We start from the raw sequence: 19,093 nt of genomic DNA, 5'->3' as shown, positions 1-19,093 counted from the left end.
CTCAGGCGCCTTGCGCGGCCAGGTACTTCATCGCAACACTCGCCCCCACCTTCACCGGCAGTGGCTTGCCCTGGTAGGTGGCGTTGCCGAGTATCACGAAGGCCTTGTAGGCCTGGTCACCGGTGTAGGGCGCCATGCTGGCCACCACCTGGTTCTCGTCGTCACTGGACCAGCGCCAGTTGGCCGCATCGTTGTCGGCCTTGGTGTTGCCGGTCTGCAACAGCGTGGAAATCGTCACCCCGACGGTCTTCGGATCGCCCTGCACTTCGGCCACGTACTGGCTGAAGGTCTGCCAGCGAGCCGCCACCGGCTTGTCGTCCTGCAGCATGTAGTTGACCAGCACGCCCACCCCGGTGCTCTGGCGTGGTTGCAGGTTCTCGATGTCCTTCTCGTCCTGGTTCTTCCAGGCCTGGAAGATCGCGCCCACGCTCTGGAAGGCGACGTAGATCACCGCCCCTTCGATCAGGGTCGGCAAGGCCTTGGTCATGATCCAGTTGCCGACGCCGTTGACCACCTTCATCAACGCGCCGGGCTCGACGTTCACATCGGTGTCGATATCCACGTCGACGTCGATGTCGATATCCGTCTCGGTGTCGGTCACCACATCGATGTCCACGTCGATGTCCACATCCACGTCCACATCCACCACGGCGATGAAATCGACGTCGACATCGATGTCGATATCCACGTCGACGTCCACATCGATGTCGATGTCGATATCCACGTCCACATCGACGTCGATATCCACGTCGATGTCCACGTCGACGTTGACAGGATCCGCCGCGTCGCCCACGCCACTCCCGGCGCCGGCGGTGTCACCGGTGCTGTTGAGGCTGTCCTGGATGCGGCTGATCAGCTTGCCGGTGTTCTGCGCCAGCCACTGCATGCCGTTGGCCACGGTGCCCAGCAGGTTGATCGCGGCGTCGAGGGTCATCGCCAGCTGCACGGTGAACAGCGCGCCATAGGCCATGTCGTAGGCCACCGCGTACCAGGGTAGTTGCGGGTTCTGGTAGGACTGGGCAATGAACTGCTGGCCGTCATAGGTACCGACGAAGGCCCAGGTGATCACGTCGGGCTTGCCCTCCCACGTGAGGTCGCGAATGAACCCGGTGGTGTTGAAGCCGTGCTTGTCGTCGGCGCCAGGGCTGGTCAACTGGCCGTACTGGAACTGCAGCGCAGTGCCGCCGCCCGCGCTGGGGCTGTAGTTGGCCTTGCCGCCGGCGATGGTCAGCGTGCCCACAGAGGTGGTGGGCAGGATGAAACCCATGGAGTTGCCGCTGGGCGGCTCGTAGCAGTAGTAGGTACCCGGATAGGCGTACAGCTGGTTGTTGGCCCAGTAGCCCAAGGCCGAGAACAGCGCGAAACTCACCCCGGGGTAGCCATTGGCGGCGAAGAAAGAGGCAGCCTTGTCGTTGAGGGCGTTGGCCGGGGTTTCACTGACCAGCTCGGAGAATTCCAGGGCGGTGGGGGTGAAGGGCTGGCTGATGAACGACTGGTAGAACGCCCAACCGGAGGTGGCCGTGGTCACATCCTGGTTGCCGACCTGAACCTGCTCCGAATCCGGCAGCAAGGCATTGGCCACCTGTACCAGCAAGGGAAACTGGTCGCTCTGGCGCACGATCACCAGTCGCGCCAGGCTCTCGGTAAGTGGCAGCGTGGTGCTCTGGTTGGCGCCCACCGAGCCTTGCAGGGTATACACGGCGGTATAGTCCGCCGGATTGGTGGAAGGCGGATCGGTCGCTGGGTTCTTGTTGAGGGTGGTGTAGATGTCCAGCGCCAGGTTGGTGTTGTTGGTGATCTGGACGGGGTAGGTGGCCATCTCGATGCATCTCCCTTGCCTTCGAACAGCGCCAGGGCGCCGGGTTGAGACTCGACGGGCCAAGGAAGAGGAAAGGAGCGCGAGCGTGCAGGCGTGCAGGCGGCATACGCAGTGGGATGCGGGCCGTATGCCGTCCATGGTCGGGGATCCAGACTCGTCCTGAGGCTGTCAGTCAGGGTGTCATGCACTATAGCGAGCGGCCGAGTACGGCAATGGAACAGTTGGCGATATGCCAGCAGCGTTCAATTGCCAATGCGTGTCCAGGGCGGAACTGCCAGGAAAGGCGGCCCAGACAAACAAAAACCCCCGGCCATATCCATGGTCGGGGGTCTTGGATCAAGCTGTGAACAACCCGATCAGGGTATTTCCAGGATTACTGCTGCTGAGGCAGTTTATCGATCGGGCCGCAGCCGCCGATGATCTTGGAGATCGAAACCGATGGGTGGAACAGGTAGTCGTACGAGCAGTTCTTAGGCTGGTTGTAGACCTGGCCGGTGCAGCCGGACAGCAGGGCAACGCCCGAAACGACAGCAACAGCGACAGTAGCTTTGATCAGCTTTTTCATAAAAATCCTTTAGTCCATGATCCACCATCAAACGGATGGCGCGCGGATCATACGGGAAATGGCGGTGAGAATGAAAGGCGTTAGTACAGGTGCACTAGTTGACAGGGGGTCAACTAACAAGTTGTTGGCACGGCAACTAGCGGGTTGAACTATTTGCTAAAACGTTACAGGAGGGTAATTACTTTCAGCTTCCTTCAGATTTTCATCAGACTTTCCTGATTCCCTGTAGTCTATTTCCCAAGCACACTTTTTCCCCATTCAAGCCATTGCAGCTGCACGATACGCGGCCTAGTCTCGATCCGTCGTTGCCCACTCAATGGCCGGCTTTGACAGGCCGAATCTTACCCGAGCACGTGCGCCCCTTGTTTGACAGCAAGCTTGTTGCAGCACCACCGACTCCGCAGATGCATATGCGCAAGATGGTTCCAGATCCGCCAAACAGCTTTGGCGACGCTCCACATCAGATTGAAGATTTACTCGTTCAAATCGCCGAGTACCTCGTCTGTGCCCTCCCCGCCGCCCAGCACGCCGCCATGATCCACACCAAGCCGCCGGGCCAGGTCATGGCCCTGAGCCGTGTACAGGCAAGGCATTGATCGCGCCCTGAGCGATATCGCGCTGACTCAGGACCTGAAGAACGCACCTACTTTGTTAGCCGCCGCCCACTATCTCACCGGCATGGCCAAAGCACTGCCGCAAGATGTCTCTCACGCAGTGACGAACTGCCCCGCTGGTTGATGCAAAAGCCCCGTAGCGCGAACTACGGGGCTTTCAGCAAAGATATCGGTAAAGACCTTTATCGCATCAACCAAGCTGTTCGAATCGCCGCCGCCTGACGAACAGGCCCACGCCCAACCCCGTGGCAAGGACCGACAGCAATCCCAGGTCCAACCCGAACAAACGGGCTTGGCTAACAATGATACAACCGACGACACCAATCACCACCAGCACCACCCCCAGCCATTTGCGCAGCGGGTAGGGCCTGAGGAACCGATCCAGCAGGCCATAAAGCACCAGGCCGATGACCGCATAGGTAATTTCGGACACAGGCGCCTCCCTCAGGTCTTGATGATCAGGGTCGAAGTGGAGTGCTGCGGACCGATGCCGCCATTGACCTGCGCCTCGATGCTGACCAATACATCGCCGGCATGGTAAGTGGGCAGCACGTCATTGGCATAGGCCCGCACCCCTGCTCCCACCGGCACGCCAACGTAAGGAGAGGCTACAGAGCTGGCGGCGGCTAACGCCGAGGCGGCAAGGTTGGCGACCTTGGTGCGCTGGGCATTGAGGGTATCGCCCTGCTGGCGGGTCAGCGGCTTGGAGATACCGATCTTCATCACGCACGGCAGCCCTTTGGCCAGCATCTTGTCGTACACCTCGACGACCTTGCTGTTGACCTCGTAGTGGGCACTCTTCGCTTCGCCAAAATGCAGCTCGCGCAATCGCCCGCGCTCGCTGTCGGTCAGGGTGATCTGCGAGACGTTGAAGACGATCCCGTGATTACCCATGTATTGAAAAGTACCCTCGAACTTCATTGCACGCGTCCTTACGAAACAAAGGTCGCGATTCTCTACGAGAGCAGTGCCGCTGCAAATCGTGGCGGGTTGCCAGCAAGCGCCGAAGGCCCGCGGTTTTCCTGCTGCCGGTATTCCTTTTCCAGGAACGCGTACCCGATGCTGACGCACGCTATCAGCAAGTTGCCATAAAAAACACGGGCAATGAAAAAAGCCCCGAGACGTTAATCTCGGGGCTTTCCCATGTATGGCGGAGAGATAGGGATTTGAACCCTAGGTACTGTTGCCAGTACAACGGATTTCGAATCCGTCCCGTTCGACCACTCCGGCATCTCTCCAATGGCGCGCATCATACCAGCGATTTCGTTTCTGGCAAACCTTTTTTGAAAAAAATTCGCGTGGTATCAGGCGCTTGCGTGAACGCGCCGCTTACAGCGGCACGCCCAGGCGTTTGGCAACTTCTTCGTAGGCTTCGATCACGTCGCCCAGGCCCTGGCGGAAGCGGTCCTTGTCCATCTTCTTGCGGGTCTCTTTGTCCCACAGGCGGCAGCCGTCCGGGCTGAATTCGTCGCCCAGGACGATCTGGCCGTGGAACACGCCGAACTCCAGCTTGAAGTCGACCAGCAGCAGGCCTGCGTCGTCGAACAGCTTGCTCAGCACTTCGTTGACCTTCAGCGACAGCTTCTTCATCTCGGCCAACTGCTCGGCGGTGCCCCAGCCGAAAGCGACAACGTGGGATTCGTTGATGAAGGGGTCGCCCTTCTCGTCGTTCTTCAGGAACAGCTCGAAGGTGGACGGTTCCAGCTTGATGCCCTCCTCCACGCCCAGGCGCTTGACCAGGCTGCCGGCGGCGTAGTTGCGCACCACGCACTCGACCGGGATCATGTCGAGCTTCTTCACCAGGCACTCGTTGTCGCCCAGCAGCTTGTCGAACTGGGTCGGCACGCCGGCTTCTTCGAGCTTCTGCATGATGAAGGCATTGAACTTGTTGTTCACCATGCCCTTGCGATCCAGTTGCTCGATGCGCTTGCCGTCGAACGCCGAGGTGTCGTTACGGAACAGCAGGATCAAGCGGTCGGCGTCGTCGGTCTTGTAAACCGATTTGGCCTTGCCGCGGTAGAGTTCGTCGCGTTTTTCCATGATGGGCTCCGCTTGCTTGAGTGGGTGGGCTAGGCGATTTGGCGCCAGTCGAGCCCATGATCCTGATTCGCCACCTGGAGCCAGTCCGGGTCGCACCCGAGGGCGTCGACGAAGCACTGGCGGGCCAGATGTGGCAGGTTGTTCTTGCTGCTGAGGTGGGCCAGCACCAGGTGCTGCAGGTTCTGCCAGCCCAACTCGGCCACCAGGCTCGCGGCCTGGTGGTTGTTCAAATGTCCCTGGCTGCCGCCGACCCGCAGCTTGAGAAAGTGCGGGTAGTGCCCACGGGCCAGCAGGTCGCGGCAGTGGTTGGCCTCGATCAGCAGGGCATCGAGCCCCTGATAGCGCTCCAACAGCCGCGCGTCGTAACTACCCAGGTCGGTGAGCATGCCAAAGCGCCGACGACCATCGCTGATCACGTACTGCAGCGGCTCGTAGGCATCATGCTCGACCCGTGCCGCGCTGACCTGCAGATCGCCGATCTGCAGCACATCGCCACAACCGAGAAAACCGGCCACCTCGACCGGCTTGCGCATGCCGCGCAATGTGCCCTGGCTGAGGTAGACCGGTACATTGTAGCGGCGCGAGAGCAACCCCACCCCATGCACGTGGTCGGCATGTTCGTGGGTCACCAGCACCGCGCTCAACTGCGTGGCCGCCACCCCGAGCAGCGCCAGGCGCCGCTCGGTCTCGCGCAGGGAAAAGCCGCAATCGACCAGGATGAAGGTATCACCACTGGCGACGAGCGTGCCGTTTCCCTGGCTACCGCTTCCTAGAACCGCGAAGCGCACTTAGCCCAGGTGGTCCTGGATCGCGCTCAGCACGCGGCGGGCGACATCGGCCGGGGCCACGGTGTTGATGTTCTTCTCGACGGTCACCTGGACGTTTTCGCCGACCTTGCTCAGGCGCACCTGGTAGCGCTCGGCACGGGCTTCACGCTCTTCCTTGCTCGGCTCGCTGCCGAACAGGCGGCTGAAGAAGCCAGGCTCCTTCTGCTTGTCGTCGGGCTTCTCGGACAGGTTGATGTAGTACAGGCCCAGGCTGCGGTTGATGTCCTCGACACGCCACTCGCCCTGCTCCAGGGCGCGGCCGACGCCAGACCAGGCGCGGTCCAGGTCGGAACCCAGGAACAGCACCGGGTTGCCGCTGCCGTCCTCGCTCAGGCTGACCTGGCTCGGGGCATCGAAGTCGCGCGCGGCCAGCAGCGAGACCGAACCGCCCTTCTCGGCGCTGCGGTTCATGCTGGCGAGCATTTCGTCGACCAGCAGCGCGTCGGTGCCGGTGTTGCTGGAGGCGGACGGGAAATCAGGCTCGGCAGTGCTGCCGGCCGGACGCTCGACGCTGACCACATACACCTCGGAGGTGTTGCGCTGCACGCCGGGCTCCATGCGCACCCGCACGCGCACTTCGCTGTCCGGGCTGCTGGAGGTGCTGGCCAAGCGCTGGCCGAGGGAGGCCGACAGCTCGTCGAAGCGCTGCCAGGTGGTGTTGAATTCACCGGTCTGCGGGCGCTCTTCAGCGATGCGGAAACCGTTGTCCTCGAAGAACTGGCGGGTCACCGGCCAGACTTCGGCGGGCGAGCGCTGGGCCAGCACCCAACGGCTGTTGCCGCTGCGCTGCAGGCTGAAATCGCTGATGTCGGCGGCGGCCGACAGCGGCTGTGGACGGGGTACCTCGAACTCGCCGGTGGCGCGATCGTCGGCCACGTTGCGCGGGATCGGCAGCAGCGGATCCAGGCGCTTGACGTTGCTGGCGTCCGGCGGCAGCTGCATCGGCGCGGTCGGTTGCGCCTGCAGGTAGTCGCTGCCACGGTCGCGGAAATAGCCATCCTCGCCCCACAGCCAGCCGCACCCACTGGTGCTGGAGATGATCAGGGCGAGAGCGGAAAGACCAGCCAGTCGCTTCATGCGGTGTACTTCCTCGATTAAACCAGTACGCCGGACTGGCGCAAGGCAGTACGGACTTTTTCGTGACAGCCTTCGCTCAGCCAGGTCAGGGGCAGGCGAATGCCCTGCTGCATCAGGCCCATTTCCACCAGCGCCCATTTCACCGGAATCGGGTTGGCTTCGCAGAACAGGTCTTTGTGCAGCGGCATGAGTTTTTCGTTGATCGCGCGGGCCTTCTCGGCATTGCCCTCAAGGGCGGCCTCGCACAGATCGGCCATTTCGCGCGGGGCGACGTTGGCGGTGACGGAGATGTTGCCCTTGCCGCCCATCAGGATCAGCTCGACGGCGGTCGGATCGTCGCCGGACAGGACGATGAAGTCCTTGTCGACGCCGTCCAGGATGGCCTTGGCACGGACCAGGTCGCCGGTGGCTTCCTTGATGCCGATGATGTTCTTGACCTTCGACAGGCGGATCACGGTGTCGGCCTGCATGTCGCAGGAGGTGCGGCCGGGCACGTTGTAGAGGATCTGCGGGATGTCGACGGCTTCGGCGATGTGCTTGAAGTGCTGGTACAGGCCTTCCTGGGTCGGCTTGTTGTAGTACGGGACCACCAGCAGGCAGGCGTCGGCGCCGGCATTCTTGGCGTTCTTGGTCAGGTGCACGGCTTCGGCAGTGGAGTTGGCACCGGTACCGGCGATTACCGGGATCCGCTTGTTGCTGTGCTTGACCCGCTCGACCACGTGCTTGATGACCAGGATGTGCTCTTCGACATCCAGCGTGGCGGACTCGCCGGTGGTGCCGACAGCTACGATCGCGTGGGTGCCGTTTTCCAGGTGGAAGTCTACAAGCTTGTCGAGGCTGTCCCAGTCCAGACGCCCTTGTGCATCCATGGGAGTGACCAATGCCACCATACTGCCCGCAATCATGTAACTGCTCCTGCCGGAAAAAGAGAGCGGTAATGGTACTGGCGCCATCGGCCTTGCACAAGCGAAGCAGGCGGGCGGAGCATTCCCCTTCGCGCCGCTTTTCGCTACCCTTGATCCTTTGATCGGTGCAGCACGGCCCGCCGGGCCGTCGACAGTGCTACCGGCCTGCGTCCACAGCCGCCAAAACCGGCCCGGGCCCTGCTGATGCAGGAGGCTTGCCCCCGTCCTGCACCGACCGCTCATCGCTTTAGGAATGCTGCATGTCCACCCCCACCGTTCGCGAACAATTTCTCGTCATCAGCGCCCTGGGCCCCAACCCCATGGAGCTGGCCAACGTTCTCAGCCGCGCGGCCTTCGACAACCGCTGCGCGGTAGTCACCTCGCGTCTGTCGCGCCACGGCGAGACCAGCGCCCTGGTGCTGCAGGTCGGCGGCAGCTGGGATGCCCTGGCCCGCCTCGAAGCCACCCTGCCGGGCCTGGGCAAGAAGCACGGCCTGACCCTGGACGTGGTGCGCAGCGCCGACCAGGAAGTACGCCCACAGGCCCTGCCCTACGTGGCCTACGTCAGCGCCGCCTATCGCCCGGACATCATCAACGAGCTGTGCCAGTTCTTCCTCGACCACCGCGTCGAGCTCGAAGCGATGACCTGCGACACCTACCTCGCGCCGCAGACCGGCAGCAGCATGCTCAACGCCCAGTTCACCGTGATCCTGCCGGCCGGCACCCAGATCAGCTGGCTGCGCGACCAGTTCCTCGACTTCGCCGACGCCCTGAACCTGGACGCGCTGATCGAACCGTGGCGCCCACAGAACCCCATGTAAGGAAGCTCCCATGGCCGTAGCACTCGACCAACCCGTCGCCGATTTCCAGGTACAGGCCACCAGCGGCCAGACCGTCAGCCTTGCCGACCTGAAGGGCCAGCAGGTGGTGTTGTACTTCTATCCCAAGGACAGCACCCCGGGCTGCACCACCGAAGGCCAGGGCTTCCGCGACCAATACGCGGCGTTCCAGGCGGCCAACACCGTGGTGTTCGGCGTGTCGCGCGATGGCATCAAGTCGCACGAGAACTTCAAGGCCAAGCAGGCGTTTCCCTTCGAGCTGATCAGCGACAAGGACGAAGCACTGTGCCAGCTGTTCGACGTGATCAAGCTGAAGAAGCTGTACGGCAAGGAGTATCTGGGCGTGGACCGCAGTACCTTCCTGATCGACAAGGACGGTGTGCTGCGCCAGGAATGGCGCGCAGTGAAGGTGCCGGGGCATGTGGATGCCGTATTGGTGGCGGCGCAGAACCTCAACAAGGCTTGAGATCGTTGGGGCTGCAAAGCAGCCCCAGACCTACAGCATCGGTGCCACAGACCTGTCCTGCCGCGGCCAGGCATCCAGCACCGCCTTGAACAGCGTCGCCAGCGGGATCGCGAAGAAGATCCCCCAGAACCCCCACAGCCCGCCGAACAGCAGCACCGCGCAGATGATCGCCACCGGGTGCAGGCTAACTGCCTCGGAGAACAGCAGCGGCACCAGCACGTTGCCATCGAGCGCCTGGATGATCGCGTACACCGCCATCAGGTAGATGAACTGATCGCCCCAGCCCCACTGGAACAGCGCGATCAGCGTCACCGGCACCGTCACCACCACCGCGCCGACATACGGCACCACCACCGACAGGCCCACCAGCAGCGCCAGCAAGGCGGCATAGTTGAGGCCAAGGCTGATGAAGGCGATATAGGTGGCAATCCCGCAGATCAGGATCTCGATGCCCTTGCCGCGAATGTAGTTGGCTATCTGCCGGTTCATCTCGTCACCCACCCGGTTGAGCAGCGTACGCTCACGCGGCAGGTAGCCGCTGACCCAGCGCCCGATCAGCTCGCGGTCCTTGAGAAAGAAGAACACCAGGATCGGCACCAGTACCAGGTAGATCATCGCATTGACCAGTAACGGCAGGCTCGACAGCGAAAAGGTCAGCGCCCACTGGCCGAACTTGCCGATCTCGCCGCGCACCGATTCGATGGCGCGCAGCACCTGCTCATCCGACACCAGGTGCGGGTAGCGCTCGGGCAGCAACAGCAACAACGACTGCCACTTGCCGAGCATCCCCGGCAACTCGTTGAACAGGGTGATCAGCTGATGCCAGAGCAGCGGCACCAGCACCAGCATGAACACCGCCAGCGCCCCCATGAACAGGGCGAACACCAGCCAGACCGCCAGCCTGGACGGTACCTTCAAGCGCTCCAGGGCATTGACCAGCCCCTGCATGAGGAACGCCAGGACCATGCCCGCCAGCACTGGCGCGAGCATGCCGCCCAGGGTCAGCACCACGGTGAAGGCCAGGAACAGCAGGACCGCCAGCACCACGGCCTCCTCGTCGGAGAAGTAGCGCTGCATCCAGTCGCGAAGCACTTTGAACATTGACGATCCTTGGAAAAGACTCAGGCCTTGCGCAGCCAGTAGGTATACACGCCGGCCTCGGCCGTTTCATGCAGCAGCTCATGGCCGGCCAACTGGGCGAAAGTGCGGAAGTCGCGCTGGGAGCCGCCGTCGGTGGCGATCACCTTGAGCACCGCGCCACTGGCCAGGCGATTGAGTTCCATCTTGGCCTTGAGCAGCGGCAACGGGCAGTTCAGCCCGCTGGCGTCGAGCTCGGCGTCGCTGGTCGGGGTATCACTCATCGGGCGCGTCTCCGGGGTATGGACAGAAAGGTCTGGTAGGATACCGCCACTGGTCGGCATCGCGCGACCCGGCTACAGTAAGGCTTTTGACCGACGCGAGCTTCTGCATGAATCTACTGCGCCCCACCCTGTTGACGCTGGCCTGCCTGATGGCCCTTCCCGGCCACGCCGACGACCTGCCGTCACTGGGCGACGCCAGCTCCGCGATCGTCTCGCCGCAACAGGAACACCAGCTCGGCCGCGCCTGGCTGAGCCTGTTGCGCGGCCAGGTCAACCAGCTGAACGACCCGCAGCTCAAGGACTACGTCGAGACCACCGTGTACAAGCTGGCCGAGACCAGCCAGCTGCAGGACAGGCGCCTGGAGTTCATCCTCATCGACAGCAAGGAGCTCAACGCCTTCGCTGCCCCGGGCGGTATCGTCGGCGTCAACGGCGGATTGTTCCTCAATGCGCAATCGGAGGGTGAATACGCCTCGGTACTGGCTCACGAACTGGCGCACTTGTCGCAACGCCACTTCGCCCGCGGCGTCGAGGCCCAGCAGCGCATGCAGTTGCCGATGATGGCGGCCCTGCTGGCCGGTATCGTCCTGGCCGCTGGTGGTGGTGGCGATGCCGGTATCGGCGTGATCGCTGGCACCCAGGCCGCAGCGATCCAGGAGCAGCGGCGCTTCTCGCGGCAGAACGAGCAGGAGGCCGACCGCATCGGCATCCTCAACCTGGAGAAGGCCGGCTACGATCCGCGCAACATGCCCAGCATGTTCGAACGCCTGGCCCGCCAGTACCGCTACGATGCCAAGCCGCCGGAGTTCCTGCTGACTCACCCGGTCACCGAATCACGTATTGCCGACACCCGCAACCGCGCCGAGCAGGCGCCCAAAGGTGGCGTCGAGGACAGCCTGCGCTACCAGCTGATCCGTGCGCGGGTACAGCTCACCTACGAAGGTACCCCGGGCCTGGCCGCCAAGCGTTTCCGCGCCCAGCTCGACGAAACCCCCAATCTGGACGCCGCACGCTACGGCCTGGCACTGGCGCAGATCAAGGGCGGCCAGCTCAACGAAGCGCGGGAGAACCTCAAACCTCTGCTGGCCAAGGCGCCCAACGACATCACCTACAACCTTGCGCAGATCGACCTGGACATCACCAACAACCGCCTGGCCGATGCCCAGCAACGCGCCCAGCGCATGCAGGCGCTGTACCCGGCCAACTATCCGTTGAAACAGGTGCGCGCCGACCTGCTGATCAAGCAGAACAAGCCGGCCGAAGCGGAGAAGGTACTGGACGACCTGGTCAAGAATCGTCCGGACGACCCGGACGTGTGGTACGACGTTGCCGAAGTACGCGGGTTGTCGGGCAACACCATCGGCCTGCACCGTGCCCGCGCCGAATACTTCACCCTGGTCGGTGACTTCGACCAGGCGATCCAGCAGCTCGACTACGCCAAGCGCCGCTCGGGCAGCAACTTCCCGCTGGCCTCGCAGATCGACCAGCGCCAGCGCGAGATCATGGAGCAGCAGCGGATGGTCAAGGAGATGATGGGGCGCTGATACATAGCCTGAAAGCATCGCGGGCCGCTCCCACGCTTCAAGTCATCTGGCGTGGGAGCGGCGATGCGTCGCCCCGACTTGCCCCGCGATGCTTTCAGGACCCGCTCAGGCGTTGCCCGACAACTTCAACCGCGCCGCCTGGGTGAAATCGAGCATGCGGTTCAGCGGCTTGATCGCCTTGGGAATCAGCGCAGGCTCGACGAAGATCTCGTTGCTGCCCTTGCGCAGGCAGTCCAGCGTGCGCTCCAGGGTGTTCATCGCCATCCACGGGCAATGCGCGCAGCTGCGACAGGCCGCGCCATTGCCGGCGGTCGGTGCCTCGACGAACTCCTTGTCCGGGCACAGCTGCTGCATCTTGTAGAAGATGCCGCGGTCGGTGGCGACGATGAAGGTCTTGTTCGGCAGGGTCTGCGCCGCCTTGATCAGCTGGCTGGTGGAGCCCACCGCGTCGGCCAGCTCGATCACCGCTTCCGGGGACTCCGGATGGACCAGGATCGCCGCGTCCGGGTACAGCGCCTTCATGTCGGCCAGCTGGCGCGACTTGAACTCTTCGTGAACGATGCAGGCACCGTCCCACAGCAGCATGTCGGCGCCGGTCTGCTTCTGGATGTAGCGGCCCAGGTGCTGGTCAGGGCCCCAGATGATGGTCTCGCCGTTGTCCATCAGGCTTTCGACGATCTCCAACGCGCAACTGGAGGTCACCACCCAGTCGGCACGGGCCTTCACCGCAGCGGAGGTGTTGGCATAGACCACCACGGTACGCTCGGGATGCTGGTCGCAAAACGCCGAAAACGCCTCGACCGGGCAACCGAGGTCGAGGGAGCAGGTCGCCTCGAGGGTAGGCATCAGCACGCGTTTTTCCGGGGTGAGGATCTTCGCGGTCTCGCCCATGAAACGCACGCCCGCCACCACCACGGTCTCGGCCGGATGGTTCTTGCCGAAGCGTGCCATCTCCAGCGAGTCGGACACGCAGCCGCCGGTTTCCTCGGCCAGTGCCTGGATCACCGGATCGCAATAGTAGTGGGCCACCAGCACGGCATTCTGCTTTTTCAGCTCGGCGGCGATGGCCGCACGGTATTCGGCCTCCTGCGCGGGCGTCAGCGGGTTGGGCTGCTTGGCATCGAGGTGGGCCTGGACCAACAGGCGTTCGGAAATCTGGGTCATGATCGCTGGACCTGCGGGGCGCTTGAGCGCGTCAGTCGAGTGTATCACCCGGCCCTGGCAGATCGGCTAATGGTGCCGGACGGCCAGCGTCTCGGCCCCTCTGCGGGCGCGGATTCTTATCGGACGCGAAGGCTACAGGCAATCGGAGGGATGCAAAAGGGGTTTTTGCGGGGAGGGCCCATCGCCGGGCAAGCCCGCTCCCACGAAGACGACGGGAGCGGGTCTGCCTGAGGGATCAGCCCTGCGGCTGGAGCGCCGCCAGGTGGCCGCTGATCAGCATGGCAAACTCTTCGACGGTCATCTTCTTGCCGTTGAAGTCGACCATGCCGTCGGCGTATTGCAGGCTCGACACCACGTCGCTGCCCTGCACCGTGGCCATGCCGCTCTGCAGCGCCATCATGCCGACCATTTCACCGGCCTGGCTGGACTGCTGGGCGATGGCCTGGGCATCGGTCTCACCCTCAAGCAGCGCCTGCAAGGTGGCGAGGTCGGCGACCATCGGCTTGGAAACGCTGAGCTTGGCCTTCAGTTGCGTCAGCAACTGCTTGCCCAACTGATCAGGCGGCAGGTCGAACGAGCTCGGGCTGGCAAAGTCCATCGCCAGGTTGAAGCGGCTCTCGCCATTGGCGGTCTTGAACGCCAGCTTCTCCACCGCCACCTGCGGCTTGGCCACCAGCAGCTTCTGCAGGTCACCCTGGACCTTGGCCTGCTCCTCGGGGGTCATTTCCAGCGACGGCGCCTCGCCATCGGCGGCGGCCTGCTGCATCTGCGGCAGCTGGGTCTGGTACCACTCCATCAACGCCTGCATGGCCGGGATGTCGATGGATTTCATGGTCAGGACCATTTCCGCGCTGCCCACCTTGCGACCGGCGTAGCTGATCTCATCGACCTTGTATTCCAGGCGCCCGGCCAGCTTGTCCTTGGCCTCGCCCTCGGCGTTGTACAGGTTGTTCTGCTGCAGGCCCTTGAGCACCAGCACTTCCTGCTTCGGCCCGAAGGTCACCTGGGTGTCGGCCAGGGCCAGGTCGAAATTGCCGACATAGACCATGTCATGGGCGGTCTCGCTGAGCTTGCCACCGGCCTTGAAACCGTTGAGCAGGATCTTCACCGGCGCCTGCTGCTCGTCGACGAAGTTCAGCTCGAGGTGCTCGGCGCTGCTGTGGATCTCCACCGCCTTGCCTTCACGGTCGCCGCGCAGCTTGAGCTGCAGGCCGGAGAAGTCCAGGACATTGCCGTCGTCTTCCTTGAGCGTGACCGGCGCCAGGCGAATGTCGCTGTCGACGCTGCCGCCGTAACCGAGGCTGACCTGGGCGGTGACCGGCGCCTTGTCGCCGGCGGCGGTGAACCAGCCGCTGGTGAAGTCATCCTTGTCCAGCGCGCTGTTGCTGGTGGCCATGACCGGCATCAGCTTGAAGGCCTTGACCCGCGACCAGGGGAACGGGCCGTGCTCGATCTGGTCGGTCACGCCCACCTGGAAGTTCAATGCCTCGGCTTCGCCGAGCTGGACGTTCTCGGCCTTCAGGCGGTAGTGCGCGGTACTGGTGAAGAAGTGCTGGTCCAGCGAGACCAGTTCGATGGTCATGCTGCCGCCGTTGCCGGCCAGGGCTTTCTTCAGCTCTTCGTTGCCGCGGGCGACGGAGCGTTCCAGCTCCGCAGGCAGCTGCTTGCCGGTGTACCAGGCGCCAGCGGTGGTTGCGACGGCGATGGCCACGGCCAGACCGGAAAGGATGCCTACTGATTTCTTCATGAATAGAACCGATTGCTGTCCATAGGGAGGTCGTTTGAGCGGTCCACGGAAACGAGGCCGCGCTGGAGATGGCAAGAATACCACTGGCACCCGGCCCACGCGGTAATGCGTAAGGCATTTTGTCTGTCGCCGCACAGCCGGGCACGGAGCTCACCGGAACAAGGATTGTAAATTTTTACGAACATCAAAATCGACTTACGATCTGCTCAATAGGCAAAAATCACTGCACAACGGCCAAATAAACCGATTAACCTCCCATCCACTTGGCACCCTGTCATGTTTAACTTGACACTCAAACGACCATCGTTGTTTATTTCGCGCACCCCGCAGCTCCAACATAAAAGGTGAACAACATGGAGCCCATCCGCTCGACCTTGTCGTGCCCGTCATCTGCCGTGCCCGTTGTTTCGATCAAGGAGCAGCGCCCGCATGCAGCCTGACCACAGCGCCCCCGGCAACGCCCAATTCCGCAAGTCCCTGCGCCTCTGGCACGTGGTGATCATCGGCCTGGCCTACCTCACCCCGATGACCGTGTTCGACACCTTCGGCATCGTCTCCGGCATCACCGCCGGGCACGTACCCAGCGCCTACCTCCTGGCCCTGGCCGGCATCCTGTTCACCGCCGTGAGCTACGGCACCCTGGTGCGGCGCTTCCCGCAGTCGGGCTCGGCCTATACCTACACCCAGCGTGCCATCAATCCGCACGTTGGCTTCCTGGTGGGCTGGTCGTCACTGCTGGACTACCTGCTGCTGCCCATGGTCAACGCGTTGCTGGCCAAGCTCTACCTGTCGGCGATGTTCCCCGAGGTGCCGGCCTGGGTGTGGGTGGCCGGTTTCGTCACCCTGATCAGCCTGATCAACATGCGCAGCGTCAACCTGGTGGCCCACTTCAATCTGCTGTTCGTCGCCGTGCAGGTGGCGATCATCGGCGTGTTCATCTACCTGTGCTGGCGCGGCCTGGACCACGGCGAGGGCCTGGGCACCGCCTGGAGCCTGGTGCCGTTCGCCGATGACCAGACCCAGTTCGCCGCCCTCGCCGCCGGCGCGACCATCCTGTGCTTCTCGTTCCTGGGCTTCGATGCGGTGACCTGCCTGTCGGAAGAGACGCGCGACCCGGGCAAGACCATTCCGCGAGCGATCTTCCTCACCGCGCTGATCGGCGGCATGGTGTTCATCGGCGTGTCCTACTTCATCCAGGCCTACTTCCCGACCATGGCGCGCTTCCATGACCAGGAAGCGGCCCTGCCGGAAATCGCCCTGTATGTCGGCGGCAAGCTGTTCCAATCGATCTTCATCGCCTGCACGGTGATCAACACCATCGCCTCGGGCCTGGCCTCGCAGACCAGCGTGTCGCGCCTGCTGTACGTGATGGGCCGCGACAACGTGATCCCGGCCGGGGTATTTGCCCGCCTGCACCCGCGCTACAAGACCCCGGTGCTGAACATTGCCGTGGTCGGCCTGATCTCGCTGTCAGCGATCTTCTTCGACCTGGTCACCGCCACCTCGGTGATCAACTTCGGCGCGCTGGTGGCGTTCAGCTTCGTCAACCTGTCGGTGATCAACCACTGCTACATCCGCGAGGGCCAGAACAAGGGCCTGACGAACAACCTCAAGTATCTGGTGGCGCCGACGATAGGCTTCTGCATCATTGTCTCGCTGTGGCTGGACCTGAACGAACACTCGCTGTTGTTCGGCGGTGTCTGGGCCCTGCTTGGCGTGCTCTACCTGGCCTGGCTGACCAAGGCCTTCAGGGTAGCGCCACCGAACTGCATCGCCGACTGACCCCGCCGACGCCCGCCTGACCGCGGGCGTCCTGTTTGCCCGAGAAGGAAAAGCCCATGTTGCTGCGCCGTCTCTCCATCCAGTGGAAGATCACCCTGCTCGCCGGTCTGTGCCTGCTGGCCATCGTCGCCCTGCTGGTGGCCACTTCGCTCACCCAGGCCCGACGCAGCGCCGAGCAGGTGTTCCTGGCCAACACCGAGCTGCTCGACCACAGCGCCCGCCTGCGCCTGCAGGCCCACGGCGAGACCCAGGCCCTGCGTATCCAGCGCTACTTCATGGACGCCTACCAGTACGGCAACGGCTTCGCCCGCCTGGTGCAGGCGCTCAAGGCCCGTGGCGGCGCCGACCTGCGCGCCGACCTCAGCCGCGAGGCGCGCGCCGCCCTGGCTGGCAACGCCGACCTGATCGGCCTCTATCTCGTGTTCCAGCCCAACGCCCTGGATCATCAGGATGCTCGCTTCGTCGGCCAGGCCGACAACGGCAGCAACGACAGCGGCCGTTTCTCCCTGTACTGGTCGCAGCCCGGCACCGGTACCCTCGAGGTGGAGGCAATGCCGGAGTCGATGCTCGCCGACACCAGCATCGGCGCCAACGGCTCGCCCTACAACCGCTGGCTGACCTGCCCGCTGGAGACCGCCAAGGCCTGCGTGCTCGACCCGTACTTCGACGAGGTCAACGGCCACCAGGTGCTGATGACCAGCATCGCCCTGCCGCTGCTGGAAAACGGCAAGGTGGTGGGCGTGGTCGGCCTGGACATCGGCCTGGACAATCTGCAGCAACTGAGCCTGGCCGGCCGCCAGGAGCTGTTCGATGGACAGGGCCAGGTCAGTATTGTCAGCCCTTCGGGCCTGCTCGCCGGCCACAGCCAGGACGCCAGCCAACTGAGCAAGACCTTGCAGCAGGCCTTCGGCGCCAGCGCCACCGCGCTGCTCGGCCCGCTGCGCGCCGGCCAGGCGGTCGAGCGCCTGGACGGCGGCACCATGCGCATTTCCCGGCCTTTCACCCCGATCCCCGGCGCGGCGCCATGGCAGGTCCTGCTCGAGCTGCCTGAACAAGTGCTGCAAGCCCCCGCTGTCGCCCTCAATCAGCGCCTGGACAGCCGGAACCAGAGCGCCAACCTGGTCAGCCTGCTGATCGGCCTGGGCGCCGCCGTGCTGGGGCTGCTGCTGGTGTGGCTGACGGCCCGCGGCGTGACCCGGCCGATCCTGGCCGTGGCTACCCGCCTGCAGGATATCGCCAGTGGCGAAGGCGACCTGACCCGTCGCCTGGACTACGCCCGCGACGACGAACTGGGCCAGCTGACCGGCTGGTTCAACCGTTTCCTCGACAAGCTCCAGCCGGTGATCGCCCAGCTCAAGGGTTCCCTGCACGAGGCCCGTGGTACGGCCGACCAGTCGGCGCTGATCGCCAGCCAGACCAGCGACGGCATGCAGCAACAGCACCGCGAGATCGAGCAGGTGGCCACCGCCGCCAATGAGATGAGCGCCACTGCCCACGACGTCGCCCACAATGCCGCCCAGGCAGCGCAAGCGGCGCGTGGCGCCGACCAGGCGACCCGCGACGGCCTGGCGCGGGTGTCCGCCACCCGTGAAGCGATTGGCGCACTGGCCGGCGGCATGGACGCGGCCATGGAAGAGGCACGCGCCCTGGAAAGCCGTGGCGAGCAGATCGGCTCGGTGCTCGAGGTGATTCGCGCCATCGCCGAGCAGACCAATCTGCTGGCGCTCAACGCCGCCATCGAGGCGGCCCGCGCCGGCGAGGCCGGCCGTGGTTTCGCGGTGGTCGCCGACGAAGTGCGCAACCTGGCTCAGCGTACACAGGTCTCGGTGGAGGAGATCCGCCAGGTGATCGAGGGGCTGCAGCAAGGTACCCAGGACGTGGTCGGCGCGATGCACGCCGGCCAGCGTCAGGCCCAGGACAGCGCCGCGCAGATGGAACAGACGCTGCCGGCGCTGCAGCGGATCGGCGAGGCGGTGGCGGTGATCACCGACATGAACCTGCAGATTGCCTCGGCGGCCGAGGAGCAGAGCGCCGTGGCCGAGGAGGTCAACCGCAACGTGGCGGGGATACGTGATGTGACCGAATCGCTGGCCGGACAGGCCGACGAGTCGGCGAGGATCAGCCAGGCGCTGAACCGTCTGGCCAACCAGCAGCAGGTGTTGATGGAGCAGTTCCGGGTGTAGCTGTGGGTTGATCTTGATCTTGATCGCAAGGTTAACCCTTCCCCGCTAGCGACAGCTACGCCAGTCCAGGCGCCGCCCGTAACTTCGCGACTTCAGGAGGCCGAACGCAGGCCTTGCGGAGGGAGGTGACGGGCATGGATGCCCGTCAAGCGCTGGGGCC

Annotated in this window: 18 protein-coding genes, 1 tRNA gene and 1 pseudogene; 7 read left to right on the top strand and 13 right to left on the bottom strand. The window is 63.8% G+C overall.

Annotated elements, in window-relative coordinates; all coding sequences use genetic code 11:
- Nucleotide 1: 1 nt before the first annotated feature.
- Both ACVWZ5_RS24785 and ACVWZ5_RS24780 read right to left on the bottom strand, forming a co-directional pair.
- Complete coding sequence (locus ACVWZ5_RS24785) at nucleotides 2-1,819, bottom strand: hypothetical protein (protein ID WP_435768231.1); 1,818 nt, start codon at nucleotides 1,817-1,819, stop codon at nucleotides 2-4.
- 373 nt (nucleotides 1,820-2,192) lie between these two features.
- Entirely contained in the window at nucleotides 2,193-2,384 is a 192-nt protein-coding gene (locus tag ACVWZ5_RS24780) for a DUF4223 family protein (RefSeq protein ID WP_023630554.1), read from the bottom strand.
- A 362-nt stretch (nucleotides 2,385-2,746) separates the two neighbouring features.
- Here ACVWZ5_RS24780 and ACVWZ5_RS24775 point away from each other — a divergent pair, with 362 nt between their 5' ends.
- The gene (locus ACVWZ5_RS24775; RefSeq protein WP_230962611.1) at nucleotides 2,747-2,980 is read left to right on the top strand and encodes a hypothetical protein; all 234 of its coding nucleotides are present in this window, start codon (nucleotides 2,747-2,749) and stop codon (nucleotides 2,978-2,980) included.
- A gap of 208 nt (nucleotides 2,981-3,188) precedes the next feature.
- Here the strand turns inward: ACVWZ5_RS24775 and ACVWZ5_RS24770 are convergent, their stop codons facing one another.
- From ACVWZ5_RS24770 to dapA, 7 genes are all read right to left on the bottom strand, one after another.
- Nucleotides 3,189-3,431: a hypothetical protein gene (locus tag ACVWZ5_RS24770; RefSeq protein WP_062574874.1), complete on the bottom strand. Its 243-nt coding sequence runs from the start codon at nucleotides 3,429-3,431 to the stop codon at nucleotides 3,189-3,191.
- A gap of 11 nt (nucleotides 3,432-3,442) precedes the next feature.
- Nucleotides 3,443-3,919: a hypothetical protein gene (locus ACVWZ5_RS24765; RefSeq protein ID WP_457340926.1), complete on the bottom strand. Its 477-nt coding sequence runs from the start codon at nucleotides 3,917-3,919 to the stop codon at nucleotides 3,443-3,445.
- A gap of 227 nt (nucleotides 3,920-4,146) precedes the next feature.
- Nucleotides 4,147-4,236: transfer RNA gene (locus tag ACVWZ5_RS24760), tRNA-Ser, on the bottom strand.
- A 91-nt stretch (nucleotides 4,237-4,327) separates the two neighbouring features.
- Entirely contained in the window at nucleotides 4,328-5,038 is a 711-nt protein-coding gene (gene purC / locus ACVWZ5_RS24755) for a phosphoribosylaminoimidazolesuccinocarboxamide synthase (protein WP_004375217.1), read from the bottom strand.
- A 29-nt stretch (nucleotides 5,039-5,067) separates the two neighbouring features.
- A complete protein-coding gene (locus ACVWZ5_RS24750; protein ID WP_062360535.1) occupies nucleotides 5,068-5,826 on the bottom strand; it encodes an MBL fold metallo-hydrolase in 759 nt (252 codons plus the stop codon).
- Nucleotides 5,827-6,942 (bottom strand): outer membrane protein assembly factor BamC, encoded by a 1,116-nt coding sequence (bamC, locus tag ACVWZ5_RS24745; RefSeq protein WP_062574875.1) that lies wholly within the window; start codon nucleotides 6,940-6,942, stop codon nucleotides 5,827-5,829.
- A 17-nt stretch (nucleotides 6,943-6,959) separates the two neighbouring features.
- The gene (gene dapA, locus ACVWZ5_RS24740; protein WP_028692995.1) at nucleotides 6,960-7,847 is read right to left on the bottom strand and encodes a 4-hydroxy-tetrahydrodipicolinate synthase; all 888 of its coding nucleotides are present in this window, start codon (nucleotides 7,845-7,847) and stop codon (nucleotides 6,960-6,962) included.
- 260 nt (nucleotides 7,848-8,107) lie between these two features.
- Here dapA and ACVWZ5_RS24735 point away from each other — a divergent pair, with 260 nt between their 5' ends.
- Both ACVWZ5_RS24735 and ACVWZ5_RS24730 read left to right on the top strand, forming a co-directional pair.
- On the top strand, nucleotides 8,108-8,668 hold the full coding sequence (locus tag ACVWZ5_RS24735) for a glycine cleavage system protein R (protein ID WP_028692994.1): 561 nt from the start codon (nucleotides 8,108-8,110) through the stop codon (nucleotides 8,666-8,668).
- A gap of 10 nt (nucleotides 8,669-8,678) precedes the next feature.
- Nucleotides 8,679-9,152: a peroxiredoxin gene (locus ACVWZ5_RS24730; protein WP_028692993.1), complete on the top strand. Its 474-nt coding sequence runs from the start codon at nucleotides 8,679-8,681 to the stop codon at nucleotides 9,150-9,152.
- Nucleotides 9,153-9,182: 30 nt separating this feature from the next.
- On the opposite strand, the gene ACVWZ5_RS24725 is transcribed toward ACVWZ5_RS24730, so the two are convergent.
- Both ACVWZ5_RS24725 and ACVWZ5_RS24720 read right to left on the bottom strand, forming a co-directional pair.
- Nucleotides 9,183-10,253, bottom strand: coding sequence for an AI-2E family transporter (locus ACVWZ5_RS24725; RefSeq protein ID WP_028692992.1), 1,071 nt, complete (start codon nucleotides 10,251-10,253; stop codon nucleotides 9,183-9,185).
- A gap of 20 nt (nucleotides 10,254-10,273) precedes the next feature.
- Entirely contained in the window at nucleotides 10,274-10,513 is a 240-nt protein-coding gene (locus tag ACVWZ5_RS24720) for a sulfurtransferase TusA family protein (RefSeq protein WP_301143775.1), read from the bottom strand.
- 107 nt (nucleotides 10,514-10,620) lie between these two features.
- Between ACVWZ5_RS24720 and ACVWZ5_RS24715 the strand changes: the two genes are divergently transcribed.
- The gene (locus tag ACVWZ5_RS24715) at nucleotides 10,621-12,057 is read left to right on the top strand and encodes a M48 family metalloprotease (RefSeq protein WP_084943585.1); all 1,437 of its coding nucleotides are present in this window, start codon (nucleotides 10,621-10,623) and stop codon (nucleotides 12,055-12,057) included.
- A gap of 105 nt (nucleotides 12,058-12,162) precedes the next feature.
- On the opposite strand, the gene nadA is transcribed toward ACVWZ5_RS24715, so the two are convergent.
- Together nadA and ACVWZ5_RS24705 are read right to left on the bottom strand one after the other, a co-directional pair.
- Nucleotides 12,163-13,221 (bottom strand): quinolinate synthase NadA, encoded by a 1,059-nt coding sequence (nadA, locus tag ACVWZ5_RS24710; protein WP_062574878.1) that lies wholly within the window; start codon nucleotides 13,219-13,221, stop codon nucleotides 12,163-12,165.
- A 235-nt stretch (nucleotides 13,222-13,456) separates the two neighbouring features.
- On the bottom strand, nucleotides 13,457-14,968 hold the full coding sequence (locus tag ACVWZ5_RS24705) for a YdgA family protein (protein ID WP_301143773.1): 1,512 nt from the start codon (nucleotides 14,966-14,968) through the stop codon (nucleotides 13,457-13,459).
- Nucleotides 14,969-15,397: 429 nt separating this feature from the next.
- Between ACVWZ5_RS24705 and ACVWZ5_RS24700 the strand changes: the two genes are divergently transcribed.
- The 3 genes and pseudogenes from ACVWZ5_RS24700 to ACVWZ5_RS24690 all read left to right on the top strand — a co-directional run bounded on the left by ACVWZ5_RS24700 (nucleotide 15,398) and on the right by ACVWZ5_RS24690 (nucleotide 18,933).
- Complete coding sequence (locus ACVWZ5_RS24700; RefSeq protein ID WP_062574880.1) at nucleotides 15,398-16,750, top strand: APC family permease; 1,353 nt, start codon at nucleotides 15,398-15,400, stop codon at nucleotides 16,748-16,750.
- Nucleotides 16,751-16,806: 56 nt separating this feature from the next.
- Nucleotides 16,807-18,075: pseudogene (locus ACVWZ5_RS24695) on the top strand (PDC sensor domain-containing protein); the annotation flags it as partial.
- 102 nt (nucleotides 18,076-18,177) lie between these two features.
- Nucleotides 18,178-18,933: a methyl-accepting chemotaxis protein gene (locus ACVWZ5_RS24690; protein WP_373875692.1), complete on the top strand. Its 756-nt coding sequence runs from the start codon at nucleotides 18,178-18,180 to the stop codon at nucleotides 18,931-18,933.
- Nucleotides 18,934-19,093: the final 160 nt, after the last annotated feature.

It is taken from the genome of Pseudomonas sp. TE6283 (genome assembly GCF_054060555.1).
This window is presented reverse-complemented; position numbering and strand designations above follow the sequence as displayed.